Consider the following 21623-nt stretch of genomic DNA (forward strand, 5'->3'; position numbering starts at 1 on the left):
CCTAGAGGTAGCGGTAGACGTCGTCGAGCGTGAGCCCGCGGGCGATAAGCATGAGCTGGAGATGGTAGATCAGTTGCGAGGCTTCCTCGGCCAGCTCATCGTCGGACTGGTATTCGGCCGCGATCCACACCTCGCCAGCCTCTTCCACGATCTTCTTGCCGATGAAATGGACACCCGCGTCGAGTTCCTTGACCGAGCCCGAGCCTTCGGGGCGCTCGAGGGCTTTGGAGGACAATTCCGCAAATAGTTCTTCACAAGTTTTCACGAAGCTATCCTAAGCCCTCGAGCAGGCTCGCCTTTACTTCGTCCGCGTTTCAAGAACCGCGCTGGTAAAGGCCTCGCTGGCCGTAACCGGCTTTTCGAGAATCTGGTTCTTCTCAAGGAAGGCCGCCATCGATTCCCACTTAGCGGCGTCTTGCGCACCGAACGCGCTGCCACCCGTGTAGAGCTTGAGCGTGGCGTCCAAGACCTTGCCGGCCAGCTCCCGCTTGTCTGCCTCGGCGAGGGCCGGCACGTACTTCTTCACGATGTCGAGCGTTTCCTCGATATTCTCCGATGCATCCTTCGTCGCCTTCTCCAGGGCGGCGAGCACCTTAGCAAGAGTCGCCTCATCCACCGCGCCCTTCATCGATCCGAGCCCGACGCCGACGAGCGGAAGGTTCCCCCCAACCAACGGTATCTCGACGACGTCGATGCCGGCGTGAGCCATCGAGACGGCGTCGTTATTGCTAAATCCGATGATGGCGTCCACCTGGCCCGAGGAAAGCGCGGCGGCCTGCGTATAGCCGATGTAATCGACCTTGAGGTCGTCGAGCCCGTAAGCTTCCTTCATGGCCAGCAGGCCAAAGTAGTTCTCGCCGTAGGGCCCGGGAAGACCCACGGACTTGCCCTTCAGATCCGCCGGCGAGGCAATTCCGGAATCGGCCTTGGCGATGAGCACAACGGGGTAGTTCTGATACATCGTGGCCCAGTTGACCACGTCAATGCCCGTCGATCGGGCCTGCATCATCTCGTCTCCGCCGGCGAAGACGATATCCTCTTCGCCCGACTGCAGTGCACCCAACAATGCCTCCTGCACACCGTGGTGACGAATATTGACGCGCACGCCCTCCTGCCCGAAATAGCCCTTCTCCTGTGCCACATAGACCGGCGCGAACTGAACATCAGGGATGTAGGTCAGGCCAAGCGTGACCTCCGCCTGGGTGCTTGGCGTGGTCGGCGCGGAAGTGGGCTGCGCCGAATTTCCTCCCTGGCAGGCAGCCAGTGCGAGAACCGCCACGAGGGCGAGGAGTTTCTTCATGATTTACCTTTCACTTACGGCCTCAACGGCCCTGTTTTCCATGATGAGGAGGATGACGTAAATGGTGATCGCGCACAGCGCGAGAATCGAGATAGCGGCAAACATCCCGGCGAGATCGTTGAGAGCCTGGGCTCCGACAAGCAAGATTCCCAGCCCGTCTCGTCCGCCGATGACCATCTCCCCCACGACGGCGCCCGTAATCGAGAGCGTGAAGCCATTTCTCAGGCCAGCAAGGATGTTGGGTGCAGCCAGCGGTAACTCGATCATCGCCAGCAACCGAAACGATCCGGCTCCATCGAGCCGGGCCGCACCGATCAGATCAGGATCGATACCCCGCACACCCACCGTCGTGTTAATGATGATGGGGAAAATGACCATGATTGTACACAGGGCCACGATCGGCGTCGTTCCATATCCGACCCAGAGCACGAGCATCGGCGCGATAGCGACTGCTGGGATCGCCTGGGAAGCGGCCAAGTACGGCTGAACTGCGGCCGAAAGCAGGCGCGAATGCGCCAGCGAAAAGCCCAACGGAACACCCAACCCCGCGGCAACGACACAGCCGAGGAGAGCCTCGTTCAGCGTCTGAAGCGTGGCGGAGAGAAGATAACCGTCCGCAAAGCCGCCCACGAGCCGGTCCCCCACCTTCGACGGCGAAGGTAAGACCCAGCTGCCAACAAGGCCGGTCTCAGTTGAGAAAACCCACGCGAGCAAGACAAGTAGGCCCACCGCAAGCGGCACGGCCCATTTCATCATGGCGTTCATATTCCCTTCCCGATCATCGCACCGGGACAGGGCAGGCGTAGCAACATGCCACGCGCGAGGGCAACATGCGTTGCCCGCCTGCTCCTCCCATCCGGACTTTAACCGTCGGTCGGGGAATTTCACCCCATCAACCGGCTCAGAAGAGCCGGGTCGCGGACTATCACCGCCGGTTCAGATTTTCACTGACCCCGGAGCACTTACGTACGCAACTAGTATAACGCCTTTAGTGGGAATGTTTGCCAGCCAGTTCGCGCAGGGCCTCAACCTCGGCGTAAGCGTCCTCGGCCTTGTATACCGCGGATCCGGCCACGAACGTATCCGCGCCCGCGTCGGCCGCGATTTCGATCGTCTTGCGGGAGATGCCGCCGTCGACCTGAATCCACACGTCCAAGCCGGACTTGTCAATTGCCTCGCGCGTGCGCTGCACCTTGGGCATCATGGAGCTGATGAAGGACTGCCCGCCAAATCCGGGCTCGACGGTCATAATGAGAATCATGTCGAATTCATCGAGGATATCGAGGTAGGGCTCGATGGGCGTGGCGGGTTTAAGACCAAGTCCCGCGCGGACGCCCATGGCCCGTAGCTCACGAGCGAGCCGCAACGGGGCCGCCGCCGCTTCAACGTGGAAGGTCACGGACTTGGCGCCGGCCTCCGCGTAGGCGGGAGCCCACCGGTCCGGATCCTCAATCATGAGATGCGTGTCGATCGGAATCTGGCTTGTTCCCACAATCGCCTCCACGATCGGCACACCCATGGTCAGGTTGGGGACAAAATGGTTATCCATGATGTCCACGTGTGCCCAGTCGGCGTTACGAATCTTGTTCAATTCGCCACGCAGATCGGAAAAGTCGCAGTTCAGGATTGATGGGGAGATTCTCATGTGAGCCAGTCTATCGAAGGTGGACGAGCGAGGGCGGGCTTCAGGCACGCTTGCTCAAGAGCGCAAGGAACATGGAGTCCGATTTGTGCTCGTCGGGCCAGAGCTGCAGGTAGGGCCCGCTGCCGTCGATGGGGAACTTGGCCTGCGTCGAGGCGATCTGCCTCGCATCGAAAACGACGGCGTCGTCCCGGCCCGCGAGGAACGTCTCCACAACCCCGGTAGTCTCGGGAAGGTACGGCGAGCACGTCGAATATCCGAGAATGCCGCCCGGGCGGAGGGCCTCCCAGCCCGATTCGAGGAGGGATAGCTGCAGTTTGACGAGGTCGAGCGCGTCGCCCGCGTCTTTATTCCACCGCGCCTCGGGACGACGCCGAAGCGCACCGATGCCTGTGCAGGGAGCGTCGATGAGAATGCGGTCGAAGCTGAGGGGGTCTTCCTCGCCGATGTCGCGGCCGTCGCCGAGTCGAAGCTTGACGCGATCGGCCCACGGGCCCACGGAGTCGGCCACGAGATCGAGTCGGTGCTCGTGGAGCTCGTTGGCGTAAATCGTGACATTGGGGTTGAGTGCGACCAGCGTGGCAGTCTTTCCACCCGGTCCCGAGCACATGTCAAGCCAACGCGCGTCGGGGCCCTCGAGGGGCGCGGCCGCGAGCGTTCTGGCCACCAGCTGGGAGCCCTCATCCTGGACACCGGCAATCCTGTCCTGGATCGCGAAGATTCGGCCGGGGTCTCCCCCGTGAAGAACGACAGCGCTGTCCACCAGGTGACCCGGTTCCGAGCTCATCTTTCCGCGGCCGATATCCGATTGGAGCGCGTTGATGGAGATGTCCCGGGCAACAAGGGCGACGCCGGCGGGCTCGTTATCAGCCTTGAGCACGCTGAGAAGATCGCGGTGAGTGCGCCCGTGGGCCCGCAGTGCCTCCGACAGGGCGCGCACGATCCACGCCGGATGGGAGAACCAGTCCGCCAGGAAGCCAACCGAATTGACCTTGCCGTGGTCGGCTTTGAGCTGTTCCTGCCACTGCTTCGGGCTACGCTCGCTGACGCGCCGAAGAACTGCGTTGACGAAGCCAGAGGCTCCGGTGCCGACCTCGTTACGCGTCAGCATGACCGTCTCGTTAATCGCGGCATGGGCAGGAGTGCGTAGCTCGAGGAGCTGATGGGTGCCCATACGCAACAACACCTGGACGGCCAGATCAGGCGTGCGATCCATGCAGTGAGCGACAATGGCGTCCCAACGCCCCTGAAGGCGCAAGGTTCCGTAGCAGAGGTTGGTGGCGTAGGCCGCGTCCTGCTTGTTCAGGCGCGCGGCGCGAATTGCGCGTGGTAACGCGATGTTGGCGTAGGCGCCCTTGCCCGCCACCTCCATGAGAACGTCGAAGACGACGCGGCGTGCCGGATCGGACTTGGCCCGCCCTGGCCGCCAACCGGTATTGCGTTCACTCATGCTTTCACCTCGTTATCGAAGGCCATCCCGTCGAGGGCGATCCCCCGCGCCCAATCATCGGCACTCATCCAGGACTTACCTGCCGGACCCACGTCGCCGAGCTCGACGGCGGTTGTTCCCGTGCCGACCAGAACGTTCTTACTCACCCGGATGCTACCTGCGGGCAGGATCTCCTCAGTGACGCGGACCGGAGCCAGCTTCACGCGCGTGCCGCCCAGCGTCGTCCACGCACCGGGCGCCGGCCACCAGCCACGAGTCTGGGCCGAGATGCGCGATGCGGGAAGCGACCAGTCGATGCGGGTGTGGTGAGAAGAAAAGCGAGGTGCCAGCGTGACCTCACCTGTTTGGGCTACGGAGGTAGCCTCACCCGCCTCGAGCGCCGATAGCACCCGAGCCAGCTGGTTAGCTCCCGATTCCGCGAGGGTGGCGAGCACCTCGCCCGCCGTATCGTCCTCCGTCAGCCGGCGCGCTTCGGCGTCGAAGACCGGCCCCGTATCGAGACCCTCCTCGATCTGGAAAACCGACGTGCCCGTCTGTGCGTCTTCGTTCGCGATGGCGTACTGCACGGGAGCAGCTCCACGCCACCTGGGCAGCAGTGAGAAATGCAGGTTAAGCCAGCCATGCCGAGGCACATCGAGGAGCGCCGGTGGGATGAGAAGGCCGTAAGCAACCACCGCCACCGCGTCGGGCGCCAGCTCGGTAAGCTGCTGGCGAATCTCGCCCTTGCGCAACGAGGCCGGGGTGAGGACCGGTAGCCCGAGTTCTTCGGCATAAGCGTGCACGGCAGACTTCGTCAGCACGCGTTTGCGCCCAACGGGCGCGGGCGCGCGCGTGAGCACCGCGAGCACCTCGTGGTCCTGATGGAGCCTCTTCAACGATGGAACAGCGGTATCTGGAGTACCGGCAAAGATAATACGCACGCGCTCATCTTACGTGGTAAACCCAAGCGCCGTCACAACGCCGGGTCGACCGTGACGCGTAGCCCATGAGCCAACTTCTTTGCCGACGCCTCGCGCAACGCTGTGTAGATGGCAGCGGTCTTGACAGCGCGTTCAGATTCGGCGAATCGCAGATAGGCGACGAGGGCATCACCCGCCGCGTGCGGACCGAGGACGGTCAGTCCCGCAATGACGTCGCGAGCACCGCCCGCCAACAACGCGTCCAGCGGCGCTTCGTCTGACACAAAGCCCTGTTCTGATGCCACGGCACGCAGCAGCCCAAGAAACTCTCGAAGGCTGTCCCGGCTACCCCTGAGCTCCACCCAGCACGAGGTGGGCGGGAGTCCAATCTCGGCACGCTCAGCGAGCAAGATGGATGTCCATCCCGCCATGTCCCACGTGTGCAGGGCTGCGACGAGATCCGACGGAACATCACCGACGATAAGTAGTTTCCCTCCGGACGAGCGCGGACACACGAGCGCCGCCACGTGGGCCAATGTCCGCAGGAAATGTACCTCTGCCTCGAGTCGGTTCGATCGCAGCAGATAACCGGAGTCAAGGACGATCGCCGCGGCGTAGCCGCCCTCCACGCTCGGTACGACGCCCGGCGTGGCGACCACAATCCTCCGCGAGGCGTCCAGCTCCCCCACCTGCTGGCCCACACCGGCCACATGAATCGGTACGTCTCGAAAAGCGCGGCCAATCTCATGGGCCGTCCGCTGCGATCCGATCCGCACGGCCCGCACCTGTGTGCCGTGGCAGTTCGAACAGACGAAACGGGAAACCCGCAGTGAACACCGCGAGCATACGAGCGGAGCGCCCAGGTGCGTAACCGACAGCGGTCCTGCGCATTGCGGGCAACTGGCGATCTCGCGGCAATTCTGGCACGCCGTGAGTGGGATGTAGCCGGCACGCGGAACCACAAAGAGGACCGGACCACGCTCCAGGCCGTCGCGCGCAACGGCGAACACAGCAGACGGCATCCGGCTGAGCTCCACGCCCTCGGAACGAAAATCGTTCGCCGACATGATCTGGGCTACCCCGTCACGATGCGCGCTCGCGGCCGGAGTAATCCACTGAGCTTTGCCGCGCTCGATGAGAACGGCCAATTCGGCCGATGGTCCGTAGTCGAGCGAAACGAATGAGCAGCCGCTGAGCTCGGCGCGTATGGCGAGCACCTCCCGGGCATGCACGTAGGGGCTGCGTTGTTCAGTGAGCGCCGAATGATGATCGTCAATAAGCACAACCATGCCAAGATCTTGGGCAGGCGCCCAGGCTGCGCTACGCGTGCCGACAATAACCTTCGCTCGGCCCGAGAGCACACTCAGGAAAGTGGCGTACCGCGTTGCGTGGTCGTCCTCCGAGACCATGAGCGCCGGAGTCTGGCCCACCTCCTGCTCAATGAGCGCCGCAAGCCGGCGGGCGACCACGGGCGTAGGCACGACGACGATGACGGATTCGTCAGCCTGACGGATGGTGCTAATGAGGAAGGGAAGAAAATGCTGAGCGCGATCCCTCGCGCGCAACTGCACCACGGCACTCGGACGCCTACCGGCACGCAACTGTGCGGCGAATTCCGGACCGCCGATGTAGTGATCCCATGCGGATTCGCCGACCTGGCGAACGGCCTGGCTTGCGCGCTCGGGGAGCGCCGCAAATTCCTTTTCGGCGCGGGCGTGCCTTTGCGGCACGGCCAGCCGCACGGCGTCAGCTGTGGGCGCCGCCTGCCGAGCCGCCACTGTGCGACACAACTCGAAGACCTCGGGGGTCAACACCGCCATCGGCGACACGACGCGACGTAGCGGCCGGAGCCGCCCCGCCGCCGTCGTCTCAGAGCGCTCAATCACGAAGCCATCAACCACGCGCGAGCCCACATCTACCTTGACCCGCGCGCCTTCCTCAATCCCGGCCATCTTTTCCGGAATCTCATAGTCGAACAGGCGATCCATGTGTGGCTGCGGCATGTCCAGCAGGACGCGCGCGACGGGACGATCCACTCCCGAATCGAGTTCGCGCGCCAGCGGGCTTAGGGAGAGAAGCTCTTCCTGATGTCCGAATTCTGGGAGGTTGAAGAGCCCTCCCGCCACGTTGGTCGTCATGACTGTATTCAATCATGACGCGCCGACAAATTTTACAGAGCGTTGCGCAGCCGCTCGACGCGGTCCGTGCGCTCCCAGGTAAATTCCGCATTCGTCCGGCCGAAATGGCCGTAGGCGGCCGTCTGGGCGTAGATCGGCTTGAGCAGATCGAGGTCGTGAATGATCGCGGCCGGGCGCAGGTCGAATACCTTCTCCACTGCCCGCTCGATGGTGGCCTCGTCCACATGGTTGGTCCCAAAGGTGTCGATGCGCACCGATACCGGATGCGCGCGGCCGATCGCGTAGGCGATCTGTACCTCGCAACGATCGGCCAGCTCAGCGGCGACAACATTCTTCGCTACCCAACGGGCGGCGTAAGCGGCGGAACGATCAACCTTTGACGGATCCTTGCCTGAGAACGCCCCTCCCCCGTGGCGTGCCATGCCGCCGTACGTGTCGACGATGATCTTCCGTCCGGTCAGGCCAGCATCTCCCTGCGGCCCGCCGATGACAAAACGGCCCGAGGGGTTAACAAGGATGTCCATGTCCGAGGTGTCAATGTCGGCATGCGCTGCTAGGACCGGCAACACCACGTGTTCCCGAACTGCCTTCGCCAGCCATTCCTGGGTCACGTCGGCGTCGTGCTGGGTAGATACCACGACCGTTCGAAGCGCGACCGGCCGCTCGTCGTCGTAACCAACCGTGACCTGCGTCTTGCCATCAGGACGTAAGCCGGGAACGATGCCACGCTTACGAACCTCCGTCAGTCGCTCCGCCAACCGGTGCGCCAGGTGGATGGGCAACGGCATGAACGACGCGGTCTCGTTCGTCGCGTAGCCGAACATCAGGCCCTGATCGCCTGCCCCCTGCTGGGCGAAAAGATCGACCTCCCCGCTCGTGCGCGCCTCCAGCGAAGCGTCCACGCCACCTGCAATATCGGGCGATTGCTGGTCGATGGACACCGTCACGCCACACGAATCGGCGTCAAACCCGATTGCCGATGAGGTGTAGCCGATGTCGCGCACGGCTGCGCGAACAAGCTCGGGAATATCTACGTAGGCCGACGTCGTCACCTCGCCGACGACCAACACGAGGCCGGTGGTCGCAACCGTCTCGATCGCGGCACGCGACTGGGGATCCTTGGCCAACAGCGCATCGAGGATCGTGTCAGAAATACGGTCACAGACCTTATCCGGATGGCCCTCAGTTACAGATTCTGAGGAAAAGAGCTTAGTCACTTTTCTTCCTAGCTATAGCGGTCATAATCGCGGCAGCGGCATCACGTTTGGAGCCGGTGGCGTCGGAGAGTGTGCGGCCCTGTGAATCGACGATGGTCACAGTCGTGTCCACATCCCCGAAACCCGCCTGCGCTCCGACGCGGTTGATCACAAGCAGGTCAGCGCCCTTGCGGCGAGCCTTTTGGCGGCCATACTCAAGATAATCGACATGTTCATCACCGGTTTCGGCTGCGAAGCCGACGACAATCTGGCCTTCCCGCTTATGGCGAGCAAGGCCAGCAAGAATATCGGGATTTTCGACGAGAGATAGCTTGAGCGGCGTCCCTCGCTTAATTTTCACGTCGGCGCTATTGTCGACCCGAAAGTCCGACACAGCCGCCGACATCACAATAACGTCATGAGTTGCTGCCAGCTTCTCCATCGCAGCTTCAAGCTCGTGCGCCGTCGAAACCTTGCTCACCTGGACGCCCGGGCTGACCATCCCCGCCACCGACGCGTCGATGTTGGCTGACACCAGGCTCACGGTCGCGCCCCTGGCGAGGGCTTCGTTGGCCAGCTCAACGCCCATCCGACCGGTGGAAAGGTTAGCGATGAAACGCACTGGATCAATTGGCTCGCGTGTTCCCCCGGCAGAGATGGCGATGCTCAGGCCTGCGAGGTCTCCCGCGCGCTCGCCCACGCTGGGCCCGTGCGCCGTCTCGGCTTCCTGGCCGCGCGCTCCCAGACGATCGAGGACCGCCTGGGCGATAGTTTCCGGCTCACTCATCCGACCGATGCCCGAATCGCTACCCGTCAGGTGTCCGCTCTCCGGGCCGATGAACTCGACCCCGCGCGACCGAAGCGTCGCGGCGTTGGCCTGTGTCGCGGCGTTATTCCACATCTCCGTGTGCATCGCCGGCGCCATCATGACCGGGCATGTCGCAACCAGCACGGAGGCGGTGAGAAGATTATCGGCAATGCCGGCCGCAACCTTGGCCATCGTGTTGGCTGTCGCGGGGGCAATGAGGACGAGGTCGGCCCGCTGGCCGGTATTGACGTGGACGACGTTCTCCGCCCCCTCGGGCGTGTGGACGTAGACGGGTTGGCCCGAGAGAGCCTTCCATGTCGTTATCCCGACGAAGTCCAACGAAGCAGGAGTGGGCACGACACGAACGTCAACGCCCGCTTTGCGGAGCAGCCGCACGACAGTGGCAACCTTGTATGCGGCGATGCCGCCACAAACACCCACGAGGACGCGCGGCGGCGTAGATGGAAAAGAGCCCCCCGGATGGGAGGCTCTCGACTCAATGTTAATCAATGGTCAGCGAGAGCTTGTCTTCCGCGATCTCCTGCAGGGCCACCGACAGCGGCTTTTCCTCGGGTAGCGCGGCAACGAGCGGTCCGATGTTGGTGATGTTCTGATCGCCCGACTTCATTTCCTGACGGTAGGAATTGATCTGGCGCGCACGCGAAGCGCTGTAGACAGCGAGCGTGTACTTCGAATCAACCTTGTCCAGCAGCTCATCGATTGCCGGCGAGGTGATGCCCTCAGGATTAGGGGTGGTTCCGAACATATTTGCCTCTCCACGAATTTTGGCCTTGAAACAAGGCATCGACCTTAAATTCTAGCGCTTGGGGCCCACAATCTTAAGTAGGTCCTCGGTGGCCTGTGCCACTGTATTGTTCACGACGACGACGTCGAATTCGCCTTCAGCTGCCAGTTCAACCTTCGCCGTTTCCAAACGACGCCGTTGCTCGGCCTCTCCCTCGGTTCCCCTACCCTTGAGCCGGGCTTCGAGTTCTTCCCACGAGGGTGGGGCGAGGAAAATCTGGGTGACCTCAGGCATGGACTTTCTGATCTGGCGCGCACCGTCGAGATCCACCTCGAGCAGGACAGTATGTCCCTCTGACAACGCCTTTTCTACGGGCCCGCGCGGAGTACCGTACTTGTTTTGCCCGTGGACGACGGCCCACTCGAGCATCTGCCCATCGGCAACCATATGGTCGAACTGTTCGTGCGTGATGAAGTGGTAGTTCTTGCCATCAACTTCGCCCGGACGAGGCGAACGCGTTGTGGCCGAAACCGAGAACCACAGGTCTGGAATGGCCTTGACCAACTCGGCGATGACAGTTCCTTTACCGACCGCGGTGGGGCCGGTGAGTACGAATGCTTGCATGCCTCTATCGTGCCAGAAAGCCGCAATCACCCCAAGCCACACGGGCCTACCAATACAACATCACACGCACGTAACAGGGCAGGACCGGGCAAGGAAAATGGCGCCCTGACGAGCGCCATTTTCTTCACGTCCTTGGACGGTTTAGCCGAACATATCAATGAGTTTGGCGAACTGATGCTTGCCAAGGCCCGCCACGCGGCGCGACGGCGCGATTCTCGCCTGCTCCATAATGGCCTCGCACTTGGCTGGTCCAACTCCCGGCAGAGACTGCAGGAGCGAAGTGACCTTGAGTTTAGCAATGACCGGGTCATCTTTAGCGAGCTCGAGGACCTTCGACAGGCGAATCTTTCCTGCCTTGAGGTCATCCTTGATAGCCGCCCGCCTCTTTCGAGCTACTGCGGCTTTATCGAGAGCGGCCTTCCGCTCTTCCGGTGTTAATGATGGTAAAGCCATGGTGCCTCTCCTCACGTTTGGGATAAGGCCAATATATCGTCCACACGTGACATTTTCCGGACATTTTTGGGATTTGCTGTAAGTAAAATTGGTATTCTGTTGTTTTTGCACGTCAGCGTGTCGCCTAACAAAAATTAGGCGACACGCTGCAACGAATTTTCGCTGGCGCTAGCGCGCGTTGTGCTCCTGCAAGGTATTGATTCCGAGCTTGCCGACACGCATCATCTTGATCGCCTGAACCGCGGCGGTGAACTCGGAAATGGTCGTCATCATCGGCAGATCCGCACCGGTGGTGGCTGCACGTATCGAGTACCCATCGGCGCGAGCCCCCTGCGAATTCGGGGTGTTGACCACCATGTCGACCTCCCTAGAGGAAATGAGATCGACAACGTTGGTTTCACCTTCCTCGGAGAGTTTGGCAACCGGCTGAGTGGGAATGCCATATCGATCAAGCACGCGAGACGTGCCCGTCGTCGCATAGATCTCGAATCCCATATCCACCAGCTGGAGCACAGGAAGAATCATCCCGGCCTTATCTGTATTAGATACCGACACGAATGCGGCGCCCGAGGTCGGCAGACCGCCGTACGCCGCGCTCTGGGACTTGGCGAAAGCAGCCGGGAACGTCGCGCCGATGCCCATGACCTCGCCCGTCGAGCGCATTTCGGGGCCCAGCACAGTGTCGACAACTTTGCCCTCGGTGGTCACGAAGCGCTTGAACGGAAGCACCGCCTCCTTGACCGAAATCGGACACTCGAGGTCGAGAATCCTCGCGTCCGTATCGGGCAAAGCACCGCTGGCCTTGAGGTCAGCGATCTTCTCCCCCATCATGATCCGCGTCGCGGCGGGCGCGAGCTTGATGCCCGTCGCCTTCGACACGAAAGGAACTGTCCGCGAGGCACGCGGGTTGGCCTCGATTACGTACAAGACACCGGACTGAATTGCGAACTGAATGTTGACCAAGCCGACGACGCCGACTCCACGCGCGATCGTCTCGGTAGCCTGACAAATCCGGTCGATCATCTCTTGAGAGAGCGTGATCGGAGGCAGCGTGCAGGAGGAGTCGCCCGAATGGATGCCTGCCTCTTCGATGTGCTGCATGATTCCGCCGAGGAAGAGCTCTTCGCCGTCGTAGAGCGCGTCGACGTCGATCTCGGTCGCGTCGTCGAGGAAGCGGTCGATCAGCAACGGCGCGGCCTGATGCGAGGCGTCCGTCTTCTCCGACTCGCGGCGTGCAAGGTACTTCTCCAACTCCTCGCGCGAGTAGACGATTTGCATTCCGCGCCCGCCGAGGACGTACGAGGGCCGCACAAGAACCGGATAGCCGATGGACTCTGCCACCTCGATCGCCTGACGATCCGACATAGAGGTGCCGTACTGGGGAGCCTGAAGGTTACCCTGGTCCAAGACCGTGCCGAAAAGTGCGCGGTCCTCGGCCATGTCGATGGCCTCCGGCGTTGTTCCGACGATCGGCAGGCCCGCGGCGGCCAGATCCTTGGCCAGCGAAAGCGGCGTCTGCCCGCCCAGCTGAACGATCACGCCGGCGATCGGTCCGGCCAGGGATTCGGCGCGATAGATCTCGAGCACGTCTTCAAGCGTGAGCGGCTCGAAGTAGAGCCGGTCGGAGATATCGTAGTCCGTGGAAACCGTTTCGGGATTGCAGTTGACGATGATCGTCTCAAAATCCTCGTTGAGCGCGAACGTGGCCTGCACGCACGAGTAATCGAACTCGAGGCCCTGCCCGATACGATTCGGGCCCGAGCCCAAGATCAGCACGGCGGGTCGTTCGCGAGGAAGCACCTCGCTCTCCTGCTCGTAGGTCGAATACATGTACGGGGTCGAGGCGGGCAGTGCCCCGGCGCACGTGTCAACCATCTTGTAGACCGGGTGCAGGTCATACGCCCACCGCACCTCGCGCACGGCCTCTTCGCCCATGCCGCGAATCTGCCCGATCTGCTGGTCAGAGAAGCCGTGACGCTTGGCGCGCGACAGCACATCCACCGTCAGCGCGGGGGAAGATTTGATCTCGTCCGCCACCTGGTTGATGAGGGCAATCTGATCGAGGAAGAGCGGATCGATGTCCGTCAGAGCATGAATCTCCTCGACGCTTGCCCCGCCGCGAAGCGCCTGCTGGATCTGAATGATGCGATCCTGAGTCGGGCGCGCAATTGCCTGAAGAAGAGCAGGAACATCAGGCTGGCCCTCCCAATGGAAGATCGATCCCTTCTTATCAATCGATCGCATCGCCTTTTGTAGCGCCTCGGTAAAGTTTCGGCCCAGCGACATGGCCTCGCCCACCGACTTCATGGTGGTGGTCAGCGTGTCGTCGGCTGCCGGGAACTTCTCGAAGGCGAAGCGGGGAACCTTCACGACGACGTAATCGACGGCCGGATCTCCCTCCGACAGCGGCCTACCCGTCATGTCATTGGCAATCTCATCAAGCGTATATCCTACCGCGAGTTTGGTGGTCACCTTGGCGATCGGGACGCCGGTGGCCTTCGAAGCGAGCGCCGAGGATCGTGAGACGCGTGGGTTCATCTCGATGACGACCATGCGGCCCGTGTCCGGGTCGATCGCCACCTGGATGTTGCATCCGCCGGCGGCGAGGCCCACCTCACGGATAATGGCCATGCCAAGATCTCGCACGGCGGTGAATTCGTCGTCGGTCAGGGTCAGGGCGGGAGCCATGGTGATCGAATCGCCCGTATGGACGCCCACGGGGTCAAAGTTCTCGATGGAACAGACGAGGATAGCGCAGTCCTTCGCATCGCGAATGACCTCGAGCTCGATTTCCTTCCATCCGAGGATCGACTCCTCGAGGAGGACTTCCGCGGTAGCCGAATAGTGTAGGCCGCCACCCACGATCCGTTCCAGCTCCGCGGGGTTATGCGCCAGGCCCGAACCCAGGCCGCCCATCGTGAACGAAGGACGCACGACGAGCGGGTAGCCCAGCTCATCGGCGGCCCGATGGCATTCTTCGAGGCTGTGGGCAATGTAGGATCTGGCGGATTCGCCGCCACATGCCTCGACGACGTCCTTAAATGCCTGGCGATCTTCGCCCTTGCGAATTGCGTCGGCATCGGCGCCAAGGAACTCCACGCCGTATTTCTCAAAGGTTCCGTCCTCTGCCAGCGCCATCGCCGTGTTAAGCGCCGTCTGGCCTCCGAGCGTGGCAAGCACCGCGTCCGGCCGTTCCTTGTCAATGATCTGTGCGACGACCTCGGGCACGATCGGCTCAACGTACGTGGCGTCCGCCATGTCCGGATCGGTCATGATCGTAGCCGGGTTTGAATTGACGAGGATGACCCGGAAACCCTCCTCCTTGAGCACGCGGCAGGCTTGTGTGCCCGAATAATCGAACTCGCACGCCTGACCAATAACGATCGGCCCGGATCCGATCACGAGAATGGATGAAATGTCGCTACGACGTGGCATTAGTCTTCCTCACTCACAATCGTCGCGGTCATGTCGCGGCCGCGTACGTGGCGCACGATCGCGCGCGTATCTACTTCACAGATTCCAACGACGCCGTCCTGGCGCATCTGGTCTTCGAGCTCGACGGCTGCGTGGGCACTCGATGAACGTGACACAGGATCACGCGCGATCACGCCGGCCGCCGCGAGCGAATCCACCCCGGCCTCGGCGAGATTGAGGCCCGTGTTTCCGATGTGAGGAGTCGTAAAGAGGACGATTGCTCCCGCGTGAGCAACGTCCGTGAGCTCCTTTTCGTACCCGGTGGCCGATGCCGAAATGATCAGTGGCCCGCTTCTTCTTCCTCGAGCTCCGAAGAGCTTTCCTCGAAATTCCCGACCGTCACTTAAAACGATCCTTGCTGAAGTGCTCATGTGACCTCCACCAGTTGATTTACCTCATCGTAATAAAAGACGCCGACTCGAAAGTCGGCGTCCAAATAGCGACAAGCATGCTTGCCACGATGTGAGACTAGCTCACCGAGGGAGCGTCGTCCCCCCGCCCCGTATCAGACGGAGAATCGCCGGATTCACGCAACCCGGCAGTTTCCGCGTAACGAATCTCACCGACCCTGTTCAGCACGCCCATGACGAAGGGCACCGCGTTGTCAGAGGAGACCTCGCGCGCGAGCGACTTGATCTCCGAGACGACAACCGGCACGTCGACGCCAAGGAACATGATTTCTGTCGCGCCAACGCGCAGGAGACTGCGGTCAACGATCGACATGCGTTCCAAAGACCACTTGGGAGACGCGGCCTCGATCATCGAATCGACGTCAGCGGCAGCGTCCGCGTACGCGTCAACGATCGTGATGCCGTACTCACCGATCGGCACCATGTGGGTAGACACGCTCTTGCGTTCTTCGAGCAGGCCACGCAGATCCGCGACTTCACGTGCGTCGGCCTCAAAGAGGACGTCGAGCGCCATCTGACGCTGGAGCGAACGGCCCTTTCGCTTCGGGTTAGGACGATTCGACATTAGGCGCGGTTCAGGTATTCGCCGGTACGGGTGTCGACCTTGACCTTGGTGCCCTGGTCGATGAAGAGCGGAACCTGGATCTCGTAGCCCGTCTCGAGGGTGGCCGGCTTGGTGCCAGCGTTCGAACGATCGCCCTGCAGGCCCGGCTCGGTGAAGGTGATTTCGAGGACAACCGAGGCGGGGAGCTCGATGAAGAGCACCGAGCCCTCATGCATGGCCACGATGACGTTCTGGTTTTCGAGCATGTAGTTCTTCGCATCGCCGACAACAGCTTCCGAGACCGGGAGCTGCTCGTAGGTCTCAAGGTCCATGAAGATGAAGTCTTCGCCGTCGTTGTACAGGTACTGCATGTCGCGGCGATCGACCGTAGCGGTCTCGACCTTCACGCCAGCGTTCATCGTCCGATCGACGTTCTTGCCCGAGAGGACGTTGCGGAGCTTGGTACGGACGAAGGCCGGGCCCTTGCCAGGCTTGACGTGCTGGAATTCGACGACCTGCCACAGCTGGTTGTCAATCTTGAGGACCATACCATTCTTCAGATCATTCGTAGTTGCCACATTTTTCCAATCGTTGTAAGACTCGGTTTCGCGTCAAGTTTACCGTCAAGGACCGCCGATCGCCCATTGCCACCGTGTGGCATTGCGCGCTAGTGAGCCGCCTGCAAATCGTGGGCCGTCCCTCGGCGTCGTCAACCTCAAGTAAGAGGTTCTCCTCGAGCTTCGAGGGCCGTGCCGCCAGTAGCGCCCAAAGAATGCAAGCGAGATCAACGAGTTCCTGCATCCATGCCCCGACGAAGGCCGGCATCATTCCTGTGGCGCCGAGGATCATGAGGACCACCGACAGCCCGACGCCGATCGCGATCGCCTGCCAGGCAATCCGCATTGTTCGTTGCCCGACGAGCAGAAGGCGCGGAAGTCGCGTGAGGTCGTCAAGCATGATGACAACGTCGGCCGACTCGGCGGCTGCGGCAGAGCCACGCGCACCCATGGCCACGCCGACATCGGCCGCGGCCAGCACGGGGGCGTCGTTGACGCCGTCGCCGACCATCATCACGGGCCTCGGACCGAGCGACGTGACGGCCGCCACCTTGTCTTCGGGAAGTAGGCCGGCCCGGACGTGATCGATGCCGAGCTCGCCTGCCACTCTGGTGGCGGCCTGTTCGCTGTCTCCGGTCAGCATGACCGTGTTCGCGATGCCGATCGACTTCACGGCCTCTAGCGTCGCGGGCGTCTCGGGGCGAATGGGGTCGCTGTATTCGAAGCGGCCCACGAGCTGGTCGTCGACGGAGACATAAATGGCGGACCGCCCCGCTTCGAAACGATCGGGCAAGCCCTGCTGCGTCCCGGTGACGAATCCGTACTTGCCGACCTTGACGGACTTACCCTCGACGGTCGCAGCAACACCCTGAGCGGCAATGTCGTGCGACTCTTCCGGGTGAACGACGCCGGGTCCCGCCGCCGCCACGATCGCCTTGGCAAGCGGATGGGAAGAAAACATCTCAGCGCTGGCGGCAAGGCGGATGAGCTCGTCGATGTCAAACTCAGAAACGACGGCGATCTCCGGCTCACCCCTCGTGAGGGTGCCCGTCTTGTCAAACGCGAGCGACTTGATTTTCGCGATCTGCTCGATAGTGCCCGCGTTCTTCACGATCATGCCGCCCCGTGCCGCGCGCGACATGCCAGCCATAAACGCCACAGGAGCCGCAATGATGAGGGGGCAGGGAGTCGCGACCACAAGAACTTGTGCGAAGCGCATGGGATTGCCGCTGAAGTACCACGCGAGCCCCGCGATAACGAAGGCCGCCAGCGTGAAAGGCACTGCCACGCGATCCGCTAGGCGGACGAAAGGCGCCTTCGACTCGCGAGCCTCATTGACGAGCGAGACAATGCGCTGATACTGAGAATTCGCGGCCGTCGCGCTCGCCTCGACCTCGATCGCCGCCGATCCGTTCATCGAGCCCGACAGCAGCGTGTCTCCCTTGACGTGGCCCACTGGCATCGATTCGCCCGTGAGCTGGCTTTCATCAATCAGCGCGCGTTCGCTCAGTAGGCGCGCATCAACCGGTACTGTCTCGTGCGGACGTACGAGGAGCCTATCGCCGACCTCGACCTCGTCGACCTGAATCTCCTCCACGCCTGCGCCCATCTTTCGGTAGGCGATCGTGGGTGCACCCTCGAGCAGGGCGGTCAGCTCCGCACCGGCCCGGTGCTCGGCGAAGTCCTCAAGCGCCTCACCGCCCGTGAGCATCAGACACACAACCAGGGCCGCCCAGTACTCCCCCACAGTCACGGTTGAAACGATAGCGGTCACTGCAAGGATGTCGATGCCAAAGCTCCCCTCGCGGAGCGTCTCGACCATGCCCTTGAGCTGAAGGAGTGCGATAAAGACCGCGACGCCGGAGACCACCCATCGCGCAACGGGCTCGGCTCCCGTCCACGCCAGAACGACGCCGATGAGGCCGGCAATGACCACAATGGCAACCAGCGGATAGCGCACAAAAAATGTCTTGATCGTCTCCATACACACATCGTAGTTTGGAAGGATTCCAATAACAACGAAGGTAAGGCGATCCTCAAGTAGGCTACCCTAGCCTGATCCCGCCCCTAAGAGGGAAACGATCTCCTCGGCCGCGACGGCCGGAGTGGAAGCCGTTGTATCATACGTGGCGGTGGAGACGGCGTCGTAAATAGGCGTGCGGCGCTCGAGCATCGCGCGGAACTCCTTACGCGGCATAACCACCGCCGTTGACCGCGGGCCGATCAGGCCGTTGCGCGTCACGAGCGTGGACAGGTCCGCGGTCAGATGCACAACCTCACCGGCGGCTCGAAGGCGGTCCCTGGTGCCCGCAAACGGGCCCTCGGCCTCGAGAGACTCTCCGAGCGCCGCGGAGGGAATCGCAAGAGCCCACGAACCGCTCGGATCGGCCTCGATATCATCGAGTAACTCTCCGATAGCCTCGGCGATCCGCACCCGACGCTCCTCCGGATCAACTAGCAGATAGAGATCCGCGACTGTCAGGCCCACCCGTGTAGCGACGGCGAGGTCAACATCGGCAACCGTCCAGCCCGCCTCGCCCAGCGCGCTGACGATCGCCGACTTGCCCGTGCCGGACGCTCCGACGAGGAAGATCGCACTCACAGGCCCACCGCCTCGAAGGCCCGCGAAAGTTGATCGTGCGTGGGCGCCAGCAAAATTTCGGGTGCGCCCAGATCCCGCAGAACGACGAAGCGAAGCTTGCCATCTCTGACCTTCTTATCCGAGCCCATGATCTGAAGGAGTTCCTCGCGGCTCGCGCCCGCGTACGTCGTCGGCAGCCCGAGCTTGCTCAGGAGCGCCCGGTGGTGCTCGACCAGCCCGCGCCGTCCCACCCCAGCAGCTTCCGATAGCGCGGCCGCGAAGACACATCCAACCGCCACCGCTTCGCCGTGACGCACTGAATAGTGAGAGTGCAGCTCGATAGCATGGGCGAGAGTGTGGCCATAGTTGAGAAACTCGCGCCGGCCGGATTCGCGCAGATCCGCGCTCACCACCTCAGCCTTGACCTGCACGCTGCGGGAAATCAGCTCGAACAGGTCCTCGCCGCCGAACGGGTCGGCGGATCTGTCAATGATGCGGCCGATCTCGGTGTCGGCAATCATCGCGCACTTGGCGACCTCCCCCATGCCGGCCCTCAGCTCCTCGCGGTCGAGGGATGCCAGGGTATAGACGTCGCAGAACACGCCCAGCGGCGGGTGGAACGCCCCGATCATGTTCTTACCGTGCTCGGAATTGATCCCGGTCTTTCCCCCGACGGCGGCGTCAACCATGGCGAGCAACGTCGTCGGCACCTGGATGACGGCGACGCCGCGCAGCCACGAAGCGGCGAGAAAACCGCCAAGGTCGGTCGTGGCTCCCCCGCCAATCGCGATCACCACCCCGTCCCGGCCCAGGCGTGCCTCGCCGGCCGCGCGCCACCCGTCAAGAAGGACATCGGTGCTCTTGCAGTCCTCGCCACGAGGCACGCCGAACGACGCGGTCGGCACGTCCGCAATTCTCAACTCCGTGATAATCGGCTGCGCGTACTGCTCCACGTCTTTGCCGTAGACGACGAACGCGGCCGCCTTGGTTGCCGCGAGCCGTACCACTTCGGAGGCGAGCCCGCTACCAATGACAACGTCATACTCTTCGCTACCGCCCACGCCAATGCGGGCATAAGGATTCTTCAAATGACTCACCACCTCATCGACAACCCGCGAAACCGGCCGCGCATCTGACAACACAACATAGCTAGCAACGCCGTGATAGAGAGTCGAGCGCTGGCGGCGAAGGCGCAAAATTCCGGCCTGGGGATCCTCGCGCAGCAGCGGCCTGACGGTACGCGACCGGCTCACGCGGCGCACGAGTTCCTCATCCGTCGCCTCGATCAGGACAACGTGCTGACCGGCGAGCAAGCGGCGCGTGCGCTCATGAAGGACGGCCCCACCGCCGAGCGCCAAGATTCCGTCGAATTCTTCGACAGCCCACTCGACCGCATCCGCCTCCAGCTCACGAAAGACGTCTTCGCCGTCAGTGGCAAAGATTGTCTCGACGCTTCGGCCCGCACGCTGGGCAATCAGCTCGTCCGAGTCGCGAAATTCGAGTCCCAGAGCCGCGGCTACCCGCCTACCCACCGTGGATTTACCTGCGCCGGGCATGCCGATGAAAATAGCGCGGGCACCCATCAGCGGCGCACCTCAGGGATCGACTGCCACCACGCCCGCAGGTTACGTTGGATCTCGGCGAGGGAATCCCCACCAAACTTTTCGACCAGAGCCTGTGCGAGCACGAGCGCCACCATCGCCTCGGCGATCACCGCGCCCGGTACCACGGCGGTCGTGTCAGACCGCTGATGGAGCGCGGTAGCCGGCTCCCCCGTCTGCGTGTCCACCGTGCGCAACGCGCGGGGAACGGTCGAGATTGGCTTGAACGCGAGGCGAACCACCACAGGCTCGCCATTGGACATTCCGCCCTCGATTCCTCCGGCGCGGTTCGTCTCACGTGCGATCCGCCCGCCCTTGCGGCTCATCTCGTCATGGGCCATCGAGCCGCGGCGGGCGGCCGTTGCGAAGCCGTCGCCGATCTCAACGCCCTTGACCGCCTGAATGGACATCAGGGCGCCAGCCAGGCGCGCGTCGAGTCGATCGGCGCCGCTGACGTGTGTGCCAAGGCCCTGGGGCACCGACCATGCGACCACCTCGACGACGCCGCCGAGTGTGTCAGCATCCGCCTTCGCGCGATCAATCTCGTCCCTCAACGACTGCGCGAGGCCCGAATCGAGCTGGCGGACGTCGCATTCATCAAGCGCGGCGACATCCGCCGGCCGTGGAAGGCCAATGCCTTCGGGCGCACGCACCTGGCCGACCCCGACCACGTGGGAAACGATCTCCACGCCGGCGGCCTGGCGAAGCAGCTGCTTGGCGAGCTCGCCCACCGCGACCCGAGCCGCCGTCTCCCTGGCCGATGCCCGCTCGAGGACCGGGCGCGCCGAATCGAATCCGTACTTGTTCATCCCCACGAGGTCCGCGTGCCCCGGCCGCGGCCGCGTCAACGGCTTGTTTCGTGAGACCTCACGTTCATCGCCCGTGCCGGCATCGATCAGCAGTGCCTCCGGTGCCACCGGATCGGGACTCATCACGGTCTCCCATTTCGGCCATTCGGAATTGCCGATCTCGAGGGCGATGGGCGATCCAAGAGTCGAGCCGTGGCGAAGCCCGCTCAGGATCGTCAGCTCGTCTCTTTCAAACTTCTGCCGCGAGCCGCGTCCGTATCCCAAGCGCCGCCGCCATAGGGCGTGCTCGATGTCCCCGCTGGTGACCGCCACGCCCGCTGGCATGCCCTCCAAAAGAGCGACTAACGCGCGCCCGTGCGATTCCCCTGCTGTGCTCCAACGAATCATGGGTT

Annotated in this window: 20 protein-coding genes and 1 riboswitch; all 20 genes read right to left on the reverse strand. The window is 62.6% G+C overall.

What is annotated here, in order from left to right:
• Position 1: 1 nt before the first annotated feature.
• Complete coding sequence (locus HLG82_RS04865; protein ID WP_193327568.1) at positions 2 to 265, reverse strand: phosphoribosyl-ATP diphosphatase; 264 nt, start codon at positions 263 to 265, stop codon at positions 2 to 4.
• 33 nt (positions 266 to 298) lie between these two features.
• Positions 299 to 1300, reverse strand: a complete 1002-nt coding sequence (locus tag HLG82_RS04870) for an ABC transporter substrate-binding protein (RefSeq protein ID WP_193327569.1) — start codon at positions 1298 to 1300, stop codon at positions 299 to 301.
• A gap of 3 nt (positions 1301 to 1303) precedes the next feature.
• Complete coding sequence (locus tag HLG82_RS04875) at positions 1304 to 2065, reverse strand: ABC transporter permease (protein ID WP_255313941.1); 762 nt, start codon at positions 2063 to 2065, stop codon at positions 1304 to 1306.
• A 75-nt stretch (positions 2066 to 2140) separates the two neighbouring features.
• Positions 2141 to 2265, reverse strand: a riboswitch (FMN riboswitch).
• A 23-nt stretch (positions 2266 to 2288) separates the two neighbouring features.
• Positions 2289 to 2945, reverse strand: a complete 657-nt coding sequence (rpe, locus tag HLG82_RS04880) for a ribulose-phosphate 3-epimerase (protein WP_193327570.1) — start codon at positions 2943 to 2945, stop codon at positions 2289 to 2291.
• 40 nt (positions 2946 to 2985) lie between these two features.
• A complete protein-coding gene (locus HLG82_RS04885) occupies positions 2986 to 4392 on the reverse strand; it encodes a transcription antitermination factor NusB (RefSeq protein ID WP_193327571.1) in 1407 nt (468 codons plus the stop codon).
• Positions 4389 to 5312: a methionyl-tRNA formyltransferase gene (gene fmt / locus HLG82_RS04890; protein ID WP_193327572.1), complete on the reverse strand. Its 924-nt coding sequence runs from the start codon at positions 5310 to 5312 to the stop codon at positions 4389 to 4391. Before fmt ends, HLG82_RS04885 begins: the two co-directional genes overlap by 4 nt.
• Positions 5313 to 5344: 32 nt before the next feature.
• Positions 5345 to 7429 carry a primosomal protein N' family DNA-binding protein gene (locus HLG82_RS04895; RefSeq protein ID WP_193327573.1) on the reverse strand — a complete coding sequence of 695 codons (2085 nt, stop codon included), beginning with the start codon at positions 7427 to 7429 and terminating at the stop codon, positions 5345 to 5347.
• Positions 7430 to 7461: 32 nt separating this feature from the next.
• Positions 7462 to 8646 carry a methionine adenosyltransferase gene (gene metK / locus HLG82_RS04900; RefSeq protein ID WP_193327574.1) on the reverse strand — a complete coding sequence of 395 codons (1185 nt, stop codon included), beginning with the start codon at positions 8644 to 8646 and terminating at the stop codon, positions 7462 to 7464.
• Entirely contained in the window at positions 8639 to 9943 is a 1305-nt protein-coding gene (gene coaBC, locus HLG82_RS04905; protein WP_500814660.1) for a bifunctional phosphopantothenoylcysteine decarboxylase/phosphopantothenate--cysteine ligase CoaBC, read from the reverse strand. Before coaBC ends, metK begins: the two co-directional genes overlap by 8 nt.
• On the reverse strand, positions 9936 to 10199 hold the full coding sequence (rpoZ, locus tag HLG82_RS04910; RefSeq protein WP_193327575.1) for a DNA-directed RNA polymerase subunit omega: 264 nt from the start codon (positions 10197 to 10199) through the stop codon (positions 9936 to 9938). Before rpoZ ends, coaBC begins: the two co-directional genes overlap by 8 nt.
• Before the next feature lie 51 nt (positions 10200 to 10250).
• Positions 10251 to 10802 (reverse strand): guanylate kinase, encoded by a 552-nt coding sequence (gmk, locus tag HLG82_RS04915; protein ID WP_193327576.1) that lies wholly within the window; start codon positions 10800 to 10802, stop codon positions 10251 to 10253.
• A gap of 141 nt (positions 10803 to 10943) precedes the next feature.
• Complete coding sequence (mihF, locus tag HLG82_RS04920) at positions 10944 to 11255, reverse strand: integration host factor, actinobacterial type (RefSeq protein WP_193327577.1); 312 nt, start codon at positions 11253 to 11255, stop codon at positions 10944 to 10946.
• 168 nt (positions 11256 to 11423) lie between these two features.
• Positions 11424 to 14690 (reverse strand): carbamoyl-phosphate synthase large subunit, encoded by a 3267-nt coding sequence (gene carB / locus HLG82_RS04925; protein WP_193327578.1) that lies wholly within the window; start codon positions 14688 to 14690, stop codon positions 11424 to 11426.
• Positions 14690 to 15100, reverse strand: a complete 411-nt coding sequence (locus HLG82_RS04930; RefSeq protein WP_193327579.1) for a carbamoyl-phosphate synthase domain-containing protein — start codon at positions 15098 to 15100, stop codon at positions 14690 to 14692. Before HLG82_RS04930 ends, carB begins: the two co-directional genes overlap by 1 nt.
• A 97-nt stretch (positions 15101 to 15197) precedes the next feature.
• Positions 15198 to 15704, reverse strand: a complete 507-nt coding sequence (locus tag HLG82_RS04935; RefSeq protein WP_193327580.1) for a transcription antitermination protein NusB — start codon at positions 15702 to 15704, stop codon at positions 15198 to 15200.
• A complete protein-coding gene (gene efp / locus HLG82_RS04940) occupies positions 15704 to 16261 on the reverse strand; it encodes an elongation factor P (protein WP_193327581.1) in 558 nt (185 codons plus the stop codon). The genes HLG82_RS04935 and efp overlap by 1 nt, the downstream gene beginning before the upstream one ends.
• Complete coding sequence (locus HLG82_RS04945) at positions 16245 to 18224, reverse strand: heavy metal translocating P-type ATPase (RefSeq protein ID WP_193327582.1); 1980 nt, start codon at positions 18222 to 18224, stop codon at positions 16245 to 16247. The genes efp and HLG82_RS04945 overlap by 17 nt, the downstream gene beginning before the upstream one ends.
• Before the next feature lie 66 nt (positions 18225 to 18290).
• Positions 18291 to 18842: a shikimate kinase gene (locus HLG82_RS04950; protein WP_193327583.1), complete on the reverse strand. Its 552-nt coding sequence runs from the start codon at positions 18840 to 18842 to the stop codon at positions 18291 to 18293.
• Positions 18839 to 20404, reverse strand: coding sequence for a 3-dehydroquinate synthase (gene aroB, locus HLG82_RS04955; protein WP_193327584.1), 1566 nt, complete (start codon positions 20402 to 20404; stop codon positions 18839 to 18841). The genes HLG82_RS04950 and aroB overlap by 4 nt, the downstream gene beginning before the upstream one ends.
• The gene (gene aroC / locus HLG82_RS04960) at positions 20404 to 21618 is read right to left on the reverse strand and encodes a chorismate synthase (protein ID WP_193327730.1); all 1215 of its coding nucleotides are present in this window, start codon (positions 21616 to 21618) and stop codon (positions 20404 to 20406) included. Before aroC ends, aroB begins: the two co-directional genes overlap by 1 nt.
• Positions 21619 to 21623 lie beyond the last annotated feature (5 nt).

The sequence above is a fragment of the Trueperella pecoris genome, assembly GCF_014926385.1.
GTDB classification, from domain to species: domain Bacteria; phylum Actinomycetota; class Actinomycetes; order Actinomycetales; family Actinomycetaceae; genus Trueperella; species Trueperella pecoris.

What these genes read in the sequence shown, in the direction of transcription:
- aroC (WP_193327730.1), bottom strand. Translation starts at nt 21,618, where the DNA reads ATGATTCGTTGGAGCACAGCAGGGGAATCGCACGGGCGCGCGTTAGTC.
- HLG82_RS04945 (WP_193327582.1), bottom strand. Translation starts at nt 18,224, where the DNA reads ATGGAGACGATCAAGACATTTTTTGTGCGCTATCCGCTGGTTGCCATT.
- HLG82_RS04875 (WP_255313941.1), bottom strand. Translation starts at nt 2,065, where the DNA reads ATGAACGCCATGATGAAATGGGCCGTGCCGCTTGCGGTGGGCCTACTT.
- HLG82_RS04930 (WP_193327579.1), bottom strand. Translation starts at nt 15,100, where the DNA reads ATGAGCACTTCAGCAAGGATCGTTTTAAGTGACGGTCGGGAATTTCGA.
- gmk (WP_193327576.1), bottom strand. Translation starts at nt 10,802, where the DNA reads ATGCAAGCATTCGTACTCACCGGCCCCACCGCGGTCGGTAAAGGAACT.
- aroB (WP_193327584.1), bottom strand. Translation starts at nt 20,404, where the DNA reads ATGGGTGCCCGCGCTATTTTCATCGGCATGCCCGGCGCAGGTAAATCC.
- rpe (WP_193327570.1), bottom strand. Translation starts at nt 2,945, where the DNA reads ATGAGAATCTCCCCATCAATCCTGAACTGCGACTTTTCCGATCTGCGT.
- rpoZ (WP_193327575.1), bottom strand. Translation starts at nt 10,199, where the DNA reads ATGTTCGGAACCACCCCTAATCCTGAGGGCATCACCTCGCCGGCAATC.
- carB (WP_193327578.1), bottom strand. Translation starts at nt 14,690, where the DNA reads ATGCCACGTCGTAGCGACATTTCATCCATTCTCGTGATCGGATCCGGG.
- HLG82_RS04870 (WP_193327569.1), bottom strand. Translation starts at nt 1,300, where the DNA reads ATGAAGAAACTCCTCGCCCTCGTGGCGGTTCTCGCACTGGCTGCCTGC.
- HLG82_RS04885 (WP_193327571.1), bottom strand. Translation starts at nt 4,392, where the DNA reads ATGAGTGAACGCAATACCGGTTGGCGGCCAGGGCGGGCCAAGTCCGAT.
- HLG82_RS04895 (WP_193327573.1), bottom strand. Translation starts at nt 7,429, where the DNA reads ATGACGACCAACGTGGCGGGAGGGCTCTTCAACCTCCCAGAATTCGGA.
- mihF (WP_193327577.1), bottom strand. Translation starts at nt 11,255, where the DNA reads ATGGCTTTACCATCATTAACACCGGAAGAGCGGAAGGCCGCTCTCGAT.
- HLG82_RS04935 (WP_193327580.1), bottom strand. Translation starts at nt 15,704, where the DNA reads ATGTCGAATCGTCCTAACCCGAAGCGAAAGGGCCGTTCGCTCCAGCGT.